15 protein-coding genes are annotated in these 17256 nt (G+C 63.9%); 1 reads left to right on the forward strand and 14 read right to left on the reverse strand.

From position 1 onward, the window contains the following. Positions 1 to 127: 127 nt before the first annotated feature. The 11 genes from AC1RT2_RS13835 to trpS all read right to left on the reverse strand — a co-directional run bounded on the left by AC1RT2_RS13835 (position 128) and on the right by trpS (position 9154). Positions 128 to 1294 (reverse strand): hemolysin family protein, encoded by a 1167-nt coding sequence (locus AC1RT2_RS13835; RefSeq protein WP_493102648.1) that lies wholly within the window; start codon positions 1292 to 1294, stop codon positions 128 to 130. Between the two features lie 9 nt (positions 1295 to 1303). Further along, entirely contained in the window at positions 1304 to 1813 is a 510-nt protein-coding gene (ybeY, locus tag AC1RT2_RS13840; protein ID WP_493102650.1) for an rRNA maturation RNase YbeY, read from the reverse strand. 18 nt (positions 1814 to 1831) lie between these two features. Next, the gene (locus tag AC1RT2_RS13845; protein ID WP_069061544.1) at positions 1832 to 2884 is read right to left on the reverse strand and encodes a PhoH family protein; all 1053 of its coding nucleotides are present in this window, start codon (positions 2882 to 2884) and stop codon (positions 1832 to 1834) included. A gap of 26 nt (positions 2885 to 2910) precedes the next feature. Beyond that, positions 2911 to 4299 (reverse strand): tRNA (N6-isopentenyl adenosine(37)-C2)-methylthiotransferase MiaB, encoded by a 1389-nt coding sequence (gene miaB, locus AC1RT2_RS13850; RefSeq protein WP_493102653.1) that lies wholly within the window; start codon positions 4297 to 4299, stop codon positions 2911 to 2913. 54 nt (positions 4300 to 4353) lie between these two features. Further along, positions 4354 to 5142, reverse strand: a complete 789-nt coding sequence (gene olsA, locus AC1RT2_RS13855; protein ID WP_493102654.1) for a lyso-ornithine lipid O-acyltransferase — start codon at positions 5140 to 5142, stop codon at positions 4354 to 4356. Positions 5143 to 5182: 40 nt separating this feature from the next. Then, positions 5183 to 5608, reverse strand: a complete 426-nt coding sequence (locus AC1RT2_RS13860) for a Fur family transcriptional regulator (protein WP_493102656.1) — start codon at positions 5606 to 5608, stop codon at positions 5183 to 5185. A gap of 41 nt (positions 5609 to 5649) precedes the next feature. Further along, positions 5650 to 6144, reverse strand: a complete 495-nt coding sequence (locus AC1RT2_RS13865) for a GNAT family N-acetyltransferase (protein ID WP_493102658.1) — start codon at positions 6142 to 6144, stop codon at positions 5650 to 5652. Between the two features lie 4 nt (positions 6145 to 6148). Then, entirely contained in the window at positions 6149 to 6796 is a 648-nt protein-coding gene (gene tsaB, locus AC1RT2_RS13870; RefSeq protein ID WP_493102660.1) for a tRNA (adenosine(37)-N6)-threonylcarbamoyltransferase complex dimerization subunit type 1 TsaB, read from the reverse strand. A 30-nt stretch (positions 6797 to 6826) separates the two neighbouring features. Beyond that, a complete protein-coding gene (locus tag AC1RT2_RS13875) occupies positions 6827 to 7399 on the reverse strand; it encodes a NifU family protein (RefSeq protein ID WP_069060189.1) in 573 nt (190 codons plus the stop codon). A 159-nt stretch (positions 7400 to 7558) separates the two neighbouring features. After that, positions 7559 to 8050, reverse strand: coding sequence for a universal stress protein (locus AC1RT2_RS13880; RefSeq protein ID WP_069060190.1), 492 nt, complete (start codon positions 8048 to 8050; stop codon positions 7559 to 7561). Between the two features lie 36 nt (positions 8051 to 8086). After that, positions 8087 to 9154 carry a tryptophan--tRNA ligase gene (gene trpS / locus AC1RT2_RS13885; RefSeq protein ID WP_069060191.1) on the reverse strand — a complete coding sequence of 356 codons (1068 nt, stop codon included), beginning with the start codon at positions 9152 to 9154 and terminating at the stop codon, positions 8087 to 8089. A 289-nt stretch (positions 9155 to 9443) separates the two neighbouring features. Between trpS and AC1RT2_RS13890 the strand changes: the two genes are divergently transcribed. Beyond that, positions 9444 to 9920, forward strand: a complete 477-nt coding sequence (locus tag AC1RT2_RS13890; RefSeq protein WP_493102663.1) for a YcbK family protein — start codon at positions 9444 to 9446, stop codon at positions 9918 to 9920. 4 nt (positions 9921 to 9924) lie between these two features. Here the strand turns inward: AC1RT2_RS13890 and murJ are convergent, their stop codons facing one another. From murJ to mutS, 3 genes are all read right to left on the reverse strand, one after another. Continuing rightward, a complete protein-coding gene (gene murJ, locus AC1RT2_RS13895) occupies positions 9925 to 11523 on the reverse strand; it encodes a murein biosynthesis integral membrane protein MurJ (RefSeq protein WP_493102665.1) in 1599 nt (532 codons plus the stop codon). Then, on the reverse strand, positions 11520 to 14363 hold the full coding sequence (locus AC1RT2_RS13900) for a [protein-PII] uridylyltransferase (protein WP_493102932.1): 2844 nt from the start codon (positions 14361 to 14363) through the stop codon (positions 11520 to 11522). Before AC1RT2_RS13900 ends, murJ begins: the two co-directional genes overlap by 4 nt. A 95-nt stretch (positions 14364 to 14458) precedes the next feature. After that, positions 14459 to 17197, reverse strand: a complete 2739-nt coding sequence (gene mutS, locus AC1RT2_RS13905) for a DNA mismatch repair protein MutS (protein ID WP_493102667.1) — start codon at positions 17195 to 17197, stop codon at positions 14459 to 14461. Positions 17198 to 17256 lie beyond the last annotated feature (59 nt).

A 17256-nucleotide genomic window follows, 5' to 3' on the forward strand; every position in this document is an offset into this window, starting at 1 on the left:
ACCCCTGCGCGCCGTGCTGGAATTGCTGCCCGAATCAGCCCGCGCCAGTCTTCCAAAAAACCAACGCCTTGTCCCGCGTCACGGCGGCACAAGGCGCAGATCATTTTAGAAGAACGGCGGACGCTGCCTATTCGGCGCTCGCCCCGTCATTCTGCTGTTCAGGCAGCTTTGCATGGTCGGCGGGTGTCGCCGTCCCCTCGCCTTCCGGCCGGCGCTCGCGGCGACGGACCGAGCTGGCGCGCTTGCGCGTGACACGCACCCGCTTGACGCGGCGCGGATCGGCATCGAGCACATGGAATTCGAAGCCCGGCACCGCCTGCACGACCTCGCCGCGCACCGGAATGCGGCCGAGCGAGGCGAAAATCAAGCCACCAAGCGTATCGGCATCTTCCAGCTGGTCACGAATATCGAAATCCCGGCCGATCGCTTCGGCCAGTTCCTCGAGCTCGACGCGCGCATCGGCGATAAACACATCGTCGCTGACGCGCTGGATCATCACTTCGTCGTCGTCGTGTTCGTCCTCGATGTCGCCGACGACCATCTCGACGATGTCTTCCAGCGAGGCGAGACCGTCGGTACCGCCATATTCGTCGATGACCAGCGCCATCTGCGTGCGGTCGGCCTGCATGCGCGCCATCAGGTCGGCGGCGAGCATGGAGGGTGGCACGAAGAGAACCTGACGGATGATGCCGGCTTCGGCGACCGTCTTGGAGAGATCGACGCGTCCAAGGTCGAATTCGGGCTTGGGCGTGCGCGCCGGCTTCTCGGCGACTGAAACAACAGGGGCGGCGGTGCCGCTCTTCGCCCTGGTGCGGCGCTTGTTGCGGGCCTGCTTGGTGACATAGGCGAGAAGGTCGCGGATATGGACCATGCCGCGCGGGTCATCGAGGCTCTCGTTGTAGACCGGCATGCGCGAGCGGCCGGAATCCTCGAAGATCACCATCAGTTCGGCAATCGTGATGTCCTGGTCGACGGCCTCGATATCGGCCCGCGGCACCATGACGTCTTCGACCCGCACCTCGCGGAAACGAAGAATATTGTGCAGCATCGCCCGCTCTTCGGGCAGGAAGGCCGGCTCGCCGCCGGTGTCCTCGGTCATCAAGGCCTCGGTGAGGTCCTTGCGAAGGGTCGAGGCGCCCGTCATGCGCCAAAGCCGTGTCGCGCGGGACCAGAGGGATGACCGGCCCGTGCTTTCCTGCTTCGGCGCGCTGCTACTACTGCCCGCCTCGTCCTGACTTGAGGCGTCCGCCTCGCTCTTTTCCGTCGCTACCGACTGGTTTCTGAAGTCGCTCATTGGTCCAAACTATTCATCGGGGTCATCCCCGTAGGGGTCAGATAGGCCAAGCTCGGCAAGAATGCGAGTCTCCAGCCCTTCCATTTTTTCTGCTTCTTCATCGTCCATGTGATCATAGCCGAAGAGATGCAGAAATCCATGCACCAGCAGATGCGTGAGGTGATCGTCGAAAGGCTTGCCGAGTTCGCCCGCCTCGCGGGTCAGCGTTTCCTCGGCAAAGATGATGTCGCCGAGCATCGGCCCCGGCATTTTTCCGGGCGTCAGCGGGAAGGCCGGAAAGGACAGCACGTTGGTCGGCTTGTCCTGGCTGCGCCATTCCGCATTGATGCCGCGGATCTCTGCGTCATTGGTGAAGACCAGCGAAACTTCGGGCGCACCCGTCTTGGGGAACGGCTGTTTTTCCTCTCTTGCGAGGAATCCTGCCGCCACGCCCAGAACGCGTTCGCTCGTCGCGCGCAGGCGCTCTTCGGAGGGCCATGCGCCCTCCTCCACGGAAATCTGTATGTCGAGTTCGCTCATGAGATTATGAGGACCGCCTCAGCGATCGACCTGCTCGCTTTCGTCCTGCACGGCCGTCTGGGCTTCGTAGGCCCGGACGATGCGGGCGACCATCGGGTGGCGCACGACGTCGACATCCTTGAAGCGCGCGACGGCAACGCCTTCGACACCCTTGAGGATCTGCAGCGCTTCGACGAGGCCCGACTTGACGCCACGCGGCAGGTCGACCTGGCTCGGGTCGCCGGTGACGATCATGCGGCCGTTTTCGCCAAGGCGCGTCAGGAACATCTTCATCTGCATCGAGGTCGTATTCTGCGCCTCGTCGAGGATGACCGCGGCATTGGCGAGCGTCCGGCCGCGCATGAAGGCGAGCGGCGCGATTTCGATGACACCGGCGGCGATGGCGCGTTCCACCTTGTCGCCCGGCATCATGTCGTAGAGCGCGTCATAGAGCGGCCGCAGATAGGGATCGACCTTCTCCTTCATGTCGCCCGGCAGGAAGCCGAGGCGCTCGCCGGCTTCGACGGCCGGACGCGACAGGATGATGCGATCGACCGCGCCACGCTCCAGAAGCTGGGCGGCATGGGCGACAGCAAGATAGGTCTTGCCGGTACCGGCCGGGCCGACACCGAAGACGAGTTCGGACCGCTCCAGCGCGCGGATATAGGTATCCTGCATCGGCGTGCGGGCCACGATGGTCTTCTTGCGGGTGGAGATCTGCGACATGGAGAGCTTGGCCTTGCGCTCCATGGTCGGCAGCGAAAGCTGGTCGTCCGCGGCGATCGCCATGCGGATCGCGCCCTCGACGTCGGACAGCTCGATCGAGCCGCCGCTTTGCAGGCGCCCGTAGAGATAGTCGAGCGCACGGCGGGCCTGGTTGGTGGCCACGATTTCGCCGGAGATCGATACGGAATTGCCCCGCGCTCGAGCATCGATGCCGAGGCGCTGTTCGATAAGCTTGAGGTGCTGGTCGAACTGACCGAAAAGCTCGCTTGCGTATCGATTGTTCTCGAAAGTGAGCACGAAGTGATTTGCGTCGGTCTGGGTTTTCGACTGGCGCGGCGATGACGTCATCAGTTCGTGTCCGTTCAAGCGGTCAAGCTCCTTGGGTCCGCCCGTCACCTGATCGCTTCTGCGAAGAGGCTGTTGGGCCCGGCATCGGTGATTCGTACCCTGATAATGTCACCGATTTCCGACGTTTTTGCATCAACATTCACAGGCTGCAGCCAGGGCGAACGGCCAACGAGCTGTCCCGGCATGCGGCCGGGCTTCTCCAGAAGCAGATCGATCTCCTTGCCGATACAGGTGCGGGCGAATTCGCGCTGCTGGCGAAACAGCAAAGCCTGCAATCTTTCAAGGCGTTCCGACTTCACGGCCTCGTCGACATGGCCGTCCATCTCAGCACCTGGCGTGCCGGGACGGATGGAATATTTGAACGAAAATGCCTGTGCATAACCGACCGTCTCGATGAGACGCATCGTATCCTCGAAGTCCTGATCGGTCTCGCCGGGGAAACCGACGATGAAATCACCCGAGATCGCCAGCTCCGGCTGGATGGCGCGGATGCGTTCGATGAGGGCGATGTATTCTGCCGCGGTGTGCCGACGGTTCATGGCTTTCAGGATGCGGTCCGAGCCCGACTGGACCGGCAGATGCAGGTAAGGCATCAGCGCCGGCAGGTCGCGGTGCGCCTCGACCAGGCGGTCGTCCATGTCGCGCGGATGGCTCGTCGTATAGCGGAGCCGCGCGAGCCCTTCGATTTCGGCAAGCCGGTAGAGAAGATCGCCGAGGCCCCATTCGGTACCGTCCGGGCCGAGGCCATGCCAGGCATTGACGTTCTGGCCGAGCAGCGTGATTTCGCGCACGCCGCCATCGACAAGGCGTTCAGCCTCGGAGACGATCTGCGAAACGGGGCGGGAAACTTCGGATCCGCGCGTGTAAGGCACCACGCAGAACGTACAGAACTTGTCGCAGCCTTCCTGCACAGTGAGGAAGGCGGTAACGCCGCGGGCGCGGGTCCTGGCTTTTTCCGGTGCCGGCAGGTGCTCGAACTTGTCCTCGATCGCATAATCCGTCTCGACGACGCGTTCACCGCCCTTGGCGCGGCGCAGAGCGTCGGGCAGGCGATGATAGGTCTGCGGGCCGATCACCAGATCGACCGCTGGCGCGCGGCGCAGGATTTCCTTGCCTTCCGCCTGGGCAACGCAGCCGGTGACGCCGATCACCATCTCGCGGCCGTCCTTGGCGCGGGCCTTCTTCATGTCGCGCAGGCGGCCGAGTTCGGAATAGACCTTTTCCGCCGCCTTCTCGCGGATATGACAGGTATTGAGGAGAACGAGATCAGCGTCCTCCAGCACGTCCGTCGCCTGATAGCCGTCCTTCGACAGCGCATCCGTCATGCGCTCGCTGTCATAGACATTCATCTGACAGCCATAGGTCTTCACGAAGACCTTGCGGGTGTTCGGCGTGGCGGTTGCGACGGGCATGGAGAGGGATTGTTCGCTCATGGCCGCTTCCATAGTGGAAAAACCCCGAAAAATGAAGCCCTGTCTGCCGTGGATCTACCGGCCGCGCAGCCGCGCGCCCAGCATGGCGCGAATACGTGCCTCGACGTCGCGGCTCACCTGCTTGCGATTGCTTGCCCGCGTGTAGTCCACGCGCTCGCCGAAATCGACGTCGACATCGACCGCGCCTTCACGCGCCACGCCGAGAAGATGCGGCAGGAGCTCGATGTCACCCGGCCAGGCGGCGATCGGCCGGTGGAACCGTCCCATCGCCATGCCGTGCACGCCGGTATAGGCAATCGACACCGGCTGGATATGCACCACGCCGCCCGGTGCATGCGGCACGGCGGAGGCGGCGGCGCCAAACAACGAGGTCTTCATCTCCAGCAACCGGTTGCCGTCCGAGGTCGTCCCCTCCGGGAAGAGCACGACGATTTCACCATCGGTCAGACGGCGCGCGATCTCGTCCACCTGGTCGCCGGTCTTCTGGCGCTGCTCGCGCTCCACGAAGATTGTCGCCTGCAAGCGGGCAAGCACGCCGAAGACCGGCCAGCCGCGCACCTCGGCCTTGGCGATATAGACGACGTCAGCCACCGAGCCGAGCACCATGATATCCTTCCATGAGGCATGGTTGGCGGCGATCAGCAGCGGGCGGCTGGGTTCCAATGTGCCATGCACGCGCACCTTCAGGCCGAGCACACGGCAGGCGACACGGTGCCAGAGACGCGGCAGGCGGCGGCGGAATTTCAGGTTGAAGCGCAGGCCGACAAGCTGGATCGGCAGCAGGACCAGCGTCACCGTGACAAGGACGATCAGGGCAATGGCGAGGCGCAGCCAGGTGATCAAAAGATCACCGGGAGGTATTCAGAGGGAGCAAGGGTTTGCCTCACTCGCCCTCCTTGAGGGGAACACCGTAGAGTTCCAGACGGTGGTCGACGAGCCGAAAACCGTGCTCGCGCGCGATGCGCTCCTGCAGGGCCTCGATCTCCGGCGAATGAAACTCGATGACGTTGCCGGTCTTGAGGTCGATCAGGTGATCGTGATGCTCGTCCGGCACCGTCTCATAGCGCGAGCGGCCATCGCGAAAATCATGCCGCTCGATGATACCGGCATCCTCGAAGAGTTTGACGGTGCGATAGACGGTCGAGATGGAAATGCGCGCATCGATGGCAGACGAACGGCGGTAAAGCTCCTCGACGTCCGGATGATCGGCAGAACCTTCCAGCACGCGCGCAATGATTCGGCGCTGCTCCGTCATGCGCATGCCGCGCTCGACACAAAGCTCTTCCAGCGATTTCTCCACTTCCGTCATGCGACCCGCCCTTGTTCGTTCAGCCTCCCAATACAGGGGAACTAGCGAAGATCACGCCGCATGACAAGCGCCGTGGACCGGCGACCATCGGCCGCGGCATAATAGGCCTTGCGCTCGCCCACCTTGAGGAAGCCGAGCTTGGCGTAAAGCCCGCAAGCCGCGACATTGCCATCGTCGACCTCGAGGAAAATATCTTCCGCGCCGCGCATCTTCGCCTCGCGAATCGCGGCCTGCATCAGCCGCCAGCCGAGGCCGGCGCGCTCGAAGCGCAGATCGACGCCGATCGTCAGGATTTCCGCTTCACCGGCCATCGCACGGCCGAGCACGAAGCCGCCGGCAGTACGGCCGAGTACGCCTTCCCGCAGCGCGACGAAGCCGTAGACCGGCTGCTGCGACAGCAGGGAATGGAATTCGCCATCGTTCCACGGCTGGGGAAACCGCGCGCGATGCAGCATCGCGGCAATGCCGGCATCGGCGGTTTCGAGCGGAAAGATATCGAAAGCCGGCTTGCGGGTGAAATAGTCGGTGAGCGCCATCAGATCACGCCCTCCGGATCGCGAATCCCGCCTGCGGCTTGGCATCGGGGCCGCGCAGATAGAGCGGTTTCGGCAAGTGGGCTTGCGGATCGAGGCTTGCACCGAGGCGCGCCACGGTGGCGACGGAGACGCCGTCGCCCGCCTGTGGGGCGCCATCACGCAGCAATGCGGCGGCAGAGCCGGCGAGCACACCATCATGGCCCGCGGCGATGCCGCGCACCTCGTCGATGGAGCCGATCGCCGGCGGTGATGCTTCCGCGCCATCGGCTGCAAAGCGCTGCCAGTAGACCTCATCGCGCTTGGCATCCATCGCGACCATCAGGGGCGTTCCCGTCCGGTGGTCGGCAGCGATCGCCGCAAGCGTCGAGACGCCGACGGCCGGCACGCCGAGCGCCAGCGCGAGGCCCCGTGCGGCCGCCACGCCGACACGGATGCCGGTGAAGGAGCCGGGGCCGACAGTGACCGCGATGCGGCCGATATCCTGCAAGGTCATGCCGGCGGCATCGAGTGCCGCATCGACGAAGTCCATCAGCCGCTCGGCATGGCCGCGGCCGATATCGGCGCCGGCAGCGCCGAGGATGGTGTCCTGATCGGTGTCATAGAGCGCCGCGTAACAGCCCGTGCCTGCCGTATCGATCGCAAGGAGGATCATGACGGAGACCTGCGGTTCGCGGGGCAGGCATTACATGACGGCTTCAACTTCCTGCACTTCCGGTACGAAATGGCGAAGAAGGTTCTGCACGCCGTGCTTCAGCGTCGCCGTCGAAGACGGGCAGCCCGAGCACGCACCCTTCATGTTGAGATAGACGACGCCATCGCGGAAACCCTTGAAGGTGATGTCGCCGCCGTCCTGCGCCACGGCCGGACGCACGCGGGTGTCGAGCAGTTCCTTGATGGTCGCGACGATCGTCTCGTCGCCTTCGTTGAAGAACTCGCCCTCTTCCGGCTGGTCGCTGCCGGCAAGCGCACCGCTCGCCACGACCGGCTGGCCGGACATGAAATGTTCCATGATGTTGCCGAGGATCGCCGGCTTCATGTGCTGCCAGTCGGCGCTGTCCTTGGTGACGGTGATGAAATCATAGCCGAGGAACACGCCGGTGACGCCCGGTACGCCGAACAGGCGGGCGGCCAGCGGCGAAGCGGCGCGCGCTTCCGTCTCGTCGCGGAATTCGGCCGTGCCGGTCTCCAGCACAATCTTGCCCGGCAGGAACTTCAGGGTCGCCGGGTTCGGCGTCGCTTCGGTCTGGATGAACATCTTTCTCTCCGTGCGGCACGGCGCTTGCCGGCCGGCCAAGACATTTAGAATAATTCAAAAGAAGATAGGCTTTTCCAAGCCCTTCTTCAAGACCACTCAGTCCTTCACCTTCGCAATTCGCGGCACGCAAAACTGCTGCGCACGTTTGCTGGAATTGCTTTAGCTCAGCGCGTCCAATTCCTCGTCGCTGAGCTGGTCGGGAATGACGGTGACCGGGATCGGGAAGGCCTGCGCGCGGCTTGCGAGCGACGAGACCAGCGGCCCCGGCCCTTCCTTGGCGGACCCGGCCGCCAGAACGAGGATCGCGATATCGCGGTCCTCCTCGATCAGCCCGTTGATGGCTTCGCTCGCGACACCTTCGCGGATGACCATTTCCGCCTCGATGCCGACCGCTTCGCGCAGCGCCTGCGCCGCCTTGGCGAGCACGGCTTCCGCCTCTTCGCGCGCTTCCGCCCGCATGATCTCCTCGACGCCCAGCCATTGCTGGAAATCGGCGTTGGCGATCACATAGAGCAGCACGACGCCGCCATTGGAATTCTTCGCCCGGCTTCCCGCATAGTGGACGGCGCGCTGGCATTCCGGCGTGTCGTCGATGACCGCCAGAAATTTCCGGCGGTGGCCTTCAAGGCGGGAAAGTCGTCGAGAAACCATACGGCCCCCTTCTCTCAAGGACGTTTCGCGGCGACCTTACTGCACAAAACCGACGATGTCGCGAACTTCCTTCATGGTTTTTTCGGCCCGCGCCCGCGCTCTTTCGCCGCCATCCCGCAGGATCGCGTCGATGTGGGTCGTGTCGTCCATCAGGCGACGCATCTCGTCGGTGATCGGCGACAGCACGGTGACGGCAAGGTCGACCAGCGCCGGCTTGAAGGCGGAGAACTGCTGACCGCCGAACTGGGACAGAATCTCGGCCTTGCTCTTGTCGGAGAGTGCCGCGTAGATGCCGACGAGGTTATCCGCCTCGGGGCGGCCCTTCAGGCCGTCGACTTCACTCGGCAACGCGTCCGGATCGGTCTTCGCCTTGCGGATTTTCTTGGAGATCGTGTCGGCATCGTCGGTGAGGTTGATGCGCGAGAGATCGGACGCATCCGATTTCGACATCTTCTTCGTGCCGTCGCGCAGCGACATGACACGCGGCGCAGGACCGCCGATCAGCGGCTCCACCATCGGGAAATAGGCGTGCACCGGCTCCTCGCCGACAACGATATCAACGCCGGTACCGGCATTGCGGATGTGGCTGCCGAAGTCGATGTTGAATTTCTGGGCGATGTCGCGGGTCAGCTCCAGGTGCTGCTTCTGGTCGTCGCCGACCGGCACATGGGTGGCGCGGTAGACAAGGATGTCGGCCGCCATCAGGCTCGGATAGGCGAGCAGCCCAAGCGAGACCTGCTCGGCATTCTTGCCGCCGGTCTTGTCCTTGAACTGGGTCATGCGCTCCATCCAGCCGATGCGCGCCACGCAGTTGAAGATCCAGGCAAGCTCGGCATGCTGCGGCACGGCGGACTGGTTGAAAACGATGTGTTTCGTCGGGTCGATGCCCGACGCGATGAACGCCGCAGCAATCGAGCGGATCTGGCCCCGCATGTCCTCGTGCACCAGCTGCGCTGTCAGCGCATGCAGGTCGACGACGCAGTAGATGCAGTCGTTATCGGCCTGAAGGGCGACGAATTTGCGGATCGCACCCAGATAGTTGCCGAGATGGAGGTTGCCGGTCGGTTGGACGCCGGAGAAGACGAGAGGCTTGAATGCGCTCATGACGATTATCCTTCAGGCGGGTGGAGGGCCTGATCCTGTTGCTGAAGCCATTCCAAGGCGGTTTTCCGTCCGGAACTGCACGAAAAAATATGTGGGCGCTTATGCACGGCACAGGGATGTCGATCAAGAGGGCCAGCGCGGCAGGGTCTGCGCGCCGCGGCCTCAACCGGCCTCTCATCAGCATCTCCTCATAAATGACACTTTCAGGGCCTCTGTTCCCGGCGGGGAAAGGGGCAGTCGGATTTTGATCGGCCGCGTTTCGACGCGGTGTCGCAAACCGGAGTGTGCCATGCGCAACAATTGCTCGACCCTGCTTGCCTGTGTGATCGCACTGACATCGATTTTCGCGGCCGAAGCCACGGCTGGCGGCAATCACAAACATGTCGCCAAAAGCGAAAAAGGCGGTGTCGCGAAAGTCTACACCGTCCAGACGACGCGCGTGCGGCACCGATGTTTTCCGGGCAAACTGCGCGTCATCCTCTCCCACATTGCGCGCCAGGTCGGGCGCCGCCCGCTTGTCACATCAGGCCACCGTTCGGGTGGTCGGCGCGGATCATTGCACCGAAAATGCCTTGCCGCCGATATCCGCGTGCCGGGCGTCTCCGTGAAGCGGATCATTGCCGCCGCAAGGTCCGCGCCGTCGATCGGCGGCATCGGCACCTATTGCAACGGCATCGTCCATGTCGATGTCGGGCCGAAACGGCGCTGGCACCATTGCGGTGGGCTGGCTCGGCTTGGACGGCGCACGGCGCTTGCCGCGCGCTGAGAGCCTATTCCAACGGCTCGTCCGTGGGTGCCGCCGCAGCCTTCGGCTTGCGCTTGATGTTGCGGCGGATCATGCCGAGGTTGGCGCCGCCGATCAGGAAGGCGACGGAGAAGTAGACGACCATGGCAAAGCCGATGAGAAGACCGAGCGCCAGCAGTTGCTCGTAGAGCGGCGACGCCGGGGCGAGGCGATCGGCAAGGTAGTCGGAGGCATAGTCAAGGGCCACGGCCATGACAACAGTCGCGATCAGCAGCCGTGCGACACGCCAGAGCAGCGCCTTCTCCAATGGCCAATGGCCACGGCGCACCAGGGTTACGAAAAGCAGGATTGCCGTCAGCCAACCGGACACGGCTTCCGCCGTGGCAATGCCGCGCTCGTAGAACAACGGGAAGAGCGAGACCGCGAGCACGCAGTTGATGACGACCGACATGAGCGTGATGCGCATCGGCGTCTTGGTGTCCTCTCGGGCGAAGAAACCGGGGTTTAGTGCCTTGATCATCACGAAGCCCGGCAGGCCAAGACCGTAGATGGCGAGCGTGCCCGCCACGATGGAGGTGGTTTCCGGGCTGAAGGCGCCACGCTCATAGAGCACGCGCACGATCTCGTCGGAAATCACCCACAGCGCGCCGGCGGCCGGCAAAGTCAGGAAGAGCACGAATTCCAGCGAGCGGTTCTGCAGGTTGCCGGCTTCCCGCTCCTGCCCGCCCTTCAGCGCCCGCGCCAGCTCCGGCAGCAGCACGACCCCGACGGCGATGCCGACGACGCCGAGCGGCAACTGGTAGACGCGGTCGGCATATTGCAGCACGGAGATCGCGCCGTCCTTGGTGGAGGCGATCATCTGGCCGATGATCTGGTTGATCTGGGTGATGCCGCCGGTGACGGCTGCAGGAAAAGCCAACCACAGGAGGCGCTTGACGTTCGGCGTGATGCGCGGACGGCGAAAGCCGATCTTCATGCCCGCATGGCGCACGCCCGCATAGAGCACCGCCATCTGCAACAGGCCAGCGACGAGCACGCCCCAGGAGAGATACCACGCTGTCTCAAGCGGCGAAGCGCCCTGCCAGAGACCATAACCAAGTGCTGCGATCAGCACGACATTCAGGAAGACAGGCGCAATCGCAGCCGCAAAATAGTGGTGCAGCGAGTTCAGCATGCCCGACAGCATCGCCGTCAGCGACATGCACATCAGGTAGGGGAACATGACGACGGCGAGCTTCACAGTTACGTCGAACTTTTCCGCGTCCCCCACGAAGCCCGGCGCGATGACCCAGGCGACGAGGAGCGGCATCAACAGCTCCATCGCGATGGTCAGCAACAGAAGCACGCTGAAGAGGACGCCGAAAACCTCTTCGGAGAAACGCTTGGCGCCATCGATGCCGCCGGCCTCGATCTCCTTGGCGAAGAGCGGCACGAAGGCGGCGTTGAAGGCGCCCTCGGCAAACAGGCGACGGAAGAGGTTGGGGAAACGGAAGGCGGCGTAGAAGGCGTCGGCCATCGGCCCGGTGCCGAGTGCCGCCGCCATCAGCGTTTCGCGCGCAAAGCCGAGCACGCGGCTGCCGAGCGTCGCGCCGCCGACGGTCGCGAATTTCTTGACCAGACTCATTGTGGTGCCTTGACCCTTCTCGGCGCAGGGGCGGCCGGCGCGATCATGCCCGGCGGCATGCGGTCGCGCACTTCATCCGCCTCGTCCGCCATCACGGCCTTCAACCGGGCGATGATGTTGGTGTGCCTGTTGTCATTGGTGACCTTCTGGCCGACGAGATCGGTGACGTAGAACGTATCGATGACCTTTTCGCCGAAGGTGGTGATATGCGCCGAGGCAATATCGAGCGACAGATCCGACAGCACCGCCGTCACCTCGGACAGCAGGCCGGGCCGGTCGAGGCATTCGATCTCGATGACCGTGAACTTGTTCGACAGCGTATTCGAGATGGTGACGGCCGGCGGCACGGTGAAGGTGCGGTTGCGCTTGCGGCTCTTAGTGCGGGTCGCAATCACCTCCGGCAGGCGCTTGCGGCCGGACAGCACGTCCTCGATCATCCGGCCGATCGTGGCGGCGCGGCGTGTCTCGTCGGCATCGTTGGGAAACTCGCGGTTGACCAGGATAGTGTCGAGCGCCCGCCCGTCGGAGGTCGTGAAGATCTGCGCGTCGACGATGTTGGCGCCCGCTGCCGCACACGCTCCGGCAATCACCGTCAAGAGACGTGGATGGTCGGGCGACAGCACCGTGATTTCGGTGATGGCGTGGAAGGAATGCGTGCGCACCATGGTGGCGAGCGGCTTGCCGGCCTTGTCCGCCTCGCGGATGAACGCGGCATGGCGCACCTGATCCTCCAGCGACACCGTCAGCAGGTAGGGATCGTAGTGCAGCTTGGTGCAGGCCTTGCGGTCCTTCTGGCTCCAGTCGGCCGGAAGCGCATTGGACAGGACTTCGCGCGCCGCCTGCGCACGCTCCTTGCGCGACAGTTCAGAGAAGCCACCGGAAATCAGCAGCTCGGTTTCATAGTAGAGCGTGCGCAGCAGCTGGCCCTTCCAGCCATTCCACACGCCGGGGCCGACGGCGCGGATATCGCAGACCGTCAGCACCAGTAGCATCTTCAACCGCTCCATCGACTGCACCTTTTCGGCGAAGTCGACGATGGTCTTGCGGTCGTTGAGGTCGCGCGTCTGGGCGACCATCGACATGGTGAGGTGTTCCTCGATCAGCCAGACGACCAGCTCCGTCTGCTTCGGCGAAAGGCCGAAGCGTGGGCAGAGTTTGCGCGCGACCTTGGCGCCCGCCTCGGAATGGTCCTCCGGGCGGCCCTTGGCGATGTCGTGCAACAGGACCGCGACATAAAGCGATATGCGGTCCTCGATGCCAGGCATCACCTGATAGCTCAGCGGATGCGCTTCCTTCTCGCGGCCCTGGTCGATATTGGCCAACACGCCGACGGCACGGATCAGATGCTCGTCGACCGTATAGTGGTGATACATGTTGAACTGCATCATCGCGACGATCTTGCCGAATTCCGGGATAAACTTGCCGAGCACGCCGGCCTCGTTCATGCGACGCAGAATGAGGGCCGGGTCGCGCGGCGAGGTCAGGATCGACAGGAAGAGACGGTTCGCCTCCTCGTTTTCGCGCAGTGCCCCGTTGATGAGCTTCAGCGAACGCGTCACCTGCTTCAGCGCGTCCGGGTGGAACTCCAGCCCATTAATGTCGGCGATATGGAACAGTCGGATGAGATTGACCGGATCGCGCTTGAAGACGTCAGGATCGGCAATCGTGATGCGGCCGCGGTCTTCGAGGAAATCCAGCGTACCGGCAATCTTTCGCGTACGGCGGGTGAAGCGGCTGATGGCGGCCGAAATGCCGGGAGCTTCCTTCGCTTGCTGGTCCTCCAGCGTGGCGCAGAAGATGCGTGTCAGGTCGCCGATGTCCTTGGCGACGAGAAAATAGTGCTTCATGAAGCGTTCGACGGCGGAGAGACCCGGATGCGGCTGGTAGCCCAGGCATTCGGCGATCTCGCGCTGGATGTCGAAGGACAACCGCTCCTCTGCCTTGCCCGTCAGGAAATGCATGTGGCAGCGCACCGCCCAGAGGAAATCGTCCGCCTTCTGGAAGAGCTTGTATTCCTGCCGCGACAGCACACCGAGCTTCACCAGCTCGGCCGGATCGCGGATGTGATAGAAGTACTTGGCGATCCAGAACAGCGTGTGCAGGTCACGCAGCCCGCCCTTGCCTTCCTTGACGTTCGGCTCGACGAGATAACGCGTGTCACCGGCCTTGCGGTGGCGTTCGTCGCGCTCGGCGAGTTTGGCCGCTATGAATTCCGGGCCGGTATTGCGCACGATCTCGCGGTCGAAGCGCACGGCCAGTTCCTCGAACAGCGCGACCGAACCGCAGATATAGCGGGCTTCGAGGATCGCTGTGCGGATCGTCATGTCGCCCTTGGAGAGCTGGATGCACTCTTCCAAATTGCGCGTGGCATGGCCGACCTTGAAGCCGAGATCCCACAGGATATAGAGCATGAACTCGATGGCCGGCTCGCTCCAGGCGGCGGGTTTCGCCGGCAGCAGGAAGAGCAGGTCGATATCCGAGCCCGGTGCCAGCGTGCCGCGGCCATAGCCACCGACGGCCGTGACCGTGATGCGGCTGGCAGGCGAGGCCTGGCCGGCACTAAAGACGTGGTTCAGGGCAAAATCGTGCAGGACGGCGATCAGTTGGTCCTGGAGCCAGGAAATGCGGGCAGCGCATTGCAGGCCGCTGCCATCGGCAAAGAGCAGTTCGCGCGCCCGTTCACGCCCGGCCGCATTGACCTTCTTGAATTCGGCCAGAAGCGCGCTGCGCATCCGGTCGCGGTAATCGGCATTGGTGCTGGCGATGAATTCACATCTGGCGCGCAACGCCGGCACGTCGAGAAGGCCGGAATCGGCCGGTGCCAAAAGCTTATGTTCCATCGGATGCCGGCCTGCGTCCCGCTTGTCTTCCACCGCCCGTTCGGTTCGCATGCGCTATAGACCCTTTCAGCGCCGGAAAACAGCCATCCTAGGCGCTAGCGATTGCCAAGTTCTTTCTTCAGCGCGTAAAGCGCATCAAGCGCCTCGCGCGGCGTCATGTCGTCCGGGTTGATATCCTTGACCAGCGCCTCGACCTTGGAGGGCGCAGAATCCCGCCTGGCCTCCTCGCGACGCACCGCAACCTGGAACAGTGGCAGATCATCGATGAGCTGGCTTGCCGGATTCTTGCGGTCGGCATCCTCCAGCTTGGCCAGCACGTCTTTTGCGCGCGCCACCACGGAGGCCGGCAGGCCTGCAAGCCGCGCGACCTGGATGCCGTAGGAACGGTCCGCGGCACCGGGGCCGACCTCGTGCAGGAAGATCACGTCGCCGTCCCACTCCTTGACGCGCATTGTGGCGTTGGAAAGGCGCGCGAGTTTTTCGGACAGCACCGTCAACTCGTGGAAATGCGTGGCGAAAAGCCCACGGCAGCGATTGGCCTCGTGCAGGTGCTCGACAGCGGCCCAGGCGATGGACAGGCCATCGAACGTGGCGGTGCCGCGGCCGATTTCGTCGAGGATGACGAGCGAACGGTCGGTCGCCTGATTGAGGATCGCCGCCGTCTCGACCATCTCGACCATGAAGGTCGAGCGGCCGCGGGCCAGGTCATCCGACGCGCCGACGCGCGAAAACAGCCGGTCGACGATACCGATATGGGCGCTTTCGGCCGGGACGTAAGACCCCATCTGGGCAAGGATGGCGATCAGCGCGTTCTGGCGCAGGAAGGTCGACTTACCGCCCATGTTCGGACCGGTAAGCAGCCAGATCGCGCCGTGCCCCTTGCCGTCCGCCGGCGAGAGATCACAGGAATTGGCGACGAAGGCGGCACCCTGCTGGCGGCGCAACGCTTGCTCGACGACCGGATGCCGCCCGCCGACGATGGCGAACATGGTGGAATGATCGACAGTCGGCCGGCAATAGGCCTGCTCCTCGGCCAGCGCCGCAAGCCCGACGGACACATCGACGACGCCAAGCGCCCGGGCTGCCGCCTTGATGGGCTCGGCTTCAGCAACGACCGCTTCGACAAGGCCGTCGAAGGCTTTCAATTCGATGGCGAGCGCCCGGTCGGCGGCATTGGCGATCTTCGTTTCCAGCTCGGAGAGCACGGTCGTCGTGAACCGCATGGCGCCGGCCATGGTCTGGCGGTGGATGAAGCGCGCCTTCGCCTCGTCACCATCGGTCAGCGCCGAAGCGTTTCCGGCGGAGACCTCGATGAAATAGCCGAGCACATTGTTGTGTTTGATCTTGAGCGACTTGACGCCCGTCTCCTCGGCATATTGCAGCTGGAGACCGGCGATGACCCGGCGCGACTGGTCGCGCAGCGCCCGCATCTCGTCGAGTTCGCCATCCGCGCCTTCGCGAATGAAACCGCCGTCGCGCTTGAGAAGCGGCAGTTCGTCGGCGAGCATGAAGGCGAGCCGATGCGAAAGGTCGATCGGTAGCGCGGCAACGGCCTTGCGGGCCTCAGAAAGCTCGCCATCAAGATCTTCTACGGCCATCAGCTGAGCGATTTCCGCAGAGGTGGAAAGGCCCTGAAAGATCGCGCCGAGATCCCGCGGGCCGCCGCGGCCGAGCGCGATGCGCGAAAGGGCGCGCGGCATGTCGGGAAGGCGCTTCAGAGCCCGTCGCAAGTCCTCGCAGAAGGAGGCCCGGTCGGCGAGAGCCGAAATCGAATCGAGGCGCGCATTGATCGCGTCGGGATCGGTGAGCGGCGACATCAGGCGCTCGGCCAGAAGCCGCGCACCGCCGCTCGTCACGGTGCGGTCGATGGCTTTCAAAAGCGTGCCGCTGCGCTCGCCGGAGAGTGTACGCACCAATTCTAGATTGGCGCGCGTGGCGGGATCGATGAACAGCGTGGAGGCCGAGCTTTCGCGCTCCGGCCGGCCGAGCGGCGGGCGCTCGGCGATCTGCGTCTTTTCCACATAGGCAACGGCGGCGGACGCCGCCGCCAACTCGGCGCGCGAAAAAGTGCCGAAGCCATCCAGCGTGGAAACGCCGAAATAGCGCGCGATGCGGCCTTCCGCCGTTGCGCTGTCGAACAGCACCGCCGGCTGCGGCACCGCCACACGGCCGACGACATCCAGCACCGGGCGGAATTCCGGGTCATGGAACAGCGTGTCCGGCACGATCAGTTCGCGCGGGTCGATGCGCAGGATATCGGCGAGCAACTGACCCTGCGCCGTCTCCGACAGGCGGAAGATGCCGCTCGAGATGTCAATCCAGGCAAGCGCCATCGCCGGCTCACCACCGCCGCGGATACGAACGACGGCCATCAGGTAGTTGGCGTCGGACGGCGAGAGCAGCTTTTCTTCCGTCAGCGTGCCGGGCGTCACCAGACGCACGACGTCGCGGCGCACGACGGATTTCGAGCCGCGTTTCTTCGCCTCCGCCGGGTCCTCGACCTGCTCGCAGACCGCGACGCGGAAGCCGAGCGAGATCAGCCTTTGCAGATAGTCGTCGGCCGCATGGACGGGCACGCCGCACATCGGGATATCGAGCCCCATATGCTGGCCGCGCTTCGTCAGGGTGATGCCGAGCGCGCGCGACGTCTCCACGGCGTCCTGGAAGAACAGCTCGTAGAAATCGCCCATGCGATAGAACAGCACGCTGTCGGGATTGTTCGCCTTGATCTCGATATATTGTTCCATCATCGGCGTCGCCGATGCGCGGCTTTCGTCGCTGGCAAGCTCGGCGGTCGACAGGATATCGTTCTGGCGGGCGATCTGATCGTTCACGGACTGACTGTTCTTCCCAAAAAAGAGGTGTCACCCTAGCCATGCAGCGATATAGAAAA

It is taken from the genome of Shinella sp. GW821-FHT11G07 (genome assembly GCF_058808115.1).

Excerpts from the sequence above, each read along its gene's own strand:
- AC1RT2_RS13835 (WP_493102648.1), bottom strand. The coding sequence starts at position 1,294 with ATGAGCGACTTCAGAAACCAGTCGGTAGCGACGGAAAAGAGCGAGGCG.
- ybeY (WP_493102650.1), bottom strand. The coding sequence starts at position 1,813 with ATGAGCGAACTCGACATACAGATTTCCGTGGAGGAGGGCGCATGGCCC.
- miaB (WP_493102653.1), bottom strand. The coding sequence starts at position 4,299 with ATGAGCGAACAATCCCTCTCCATGCCCGTCGCAACCGCCACGCCGAAC.
- AC1RT2_RS13860 (WP_493102656.1), bottom strand. The coding sequence starts at position 5,608 with ATGACGGAAGTGGAGAAATCGCTGGAAGAGCTTTGTGTCGAGCGCGGC.
- AC1RT2_RS13865 (WP_493102658.1), bottom strand. The coding sequence starts at position 6,144 with ATGGCGCTCACCGACTATTTCACCCGCAAGCCGGCTTTCGATATCTTT.
- tsaB (WP_493102660.1), bottom strand. The coding sequence starts at position 6,796 with ATGATCCTCCTTGCGATCGATACGGCAGGCACGGGCTGTTACGCGGCG.
- AC1RT2_RS13875 (WP_069060189.1), bottom strand. The coding sequence starts at position 7,399 with ATGTTCATCCAGACCGAAGCGACGCCGAACCCGGCGACCCTGAAGTTC.
- AC1RT2_RS13880 (WP_069060190.1), bottom strand. The coding sequence starts at position 8,050 with ATGGTTTCTCGACGACTTTCCCGCCTTGAAGGCCACCGCCGGAAATTT.
- trpS (WP_069060191.1), bottom strand. The coding sequence starts at position 9,154 with ATGAGCGCATTCAAGCCTCTCGTCTTCTCCGGCGTCCAACCGACCGGC.
- AC1RT2_RS13890 (WP_493102663.1), top strand. The coding sequence starts at position 9,444 with ATGCGCAACAATTGCTCGACCCTGCTTGCCTGTGTGATCGCACTGACA.
- murJ (WP_493102665.1), bottom strand. The coding sequence starts at position 11,523 with ATGAGTCTGGTCAAGAAATTCGCGACCGTCGGCGGCGCGACGCTCGGC.
- AC1RT2_RS13900 (WP_493102932.1), bottom strand. The coding sequence starts at position 14,363 with ATGGAACATAAGCTTTTGGCACCGGCCGATTCCGGCCTTCTCGACGTG.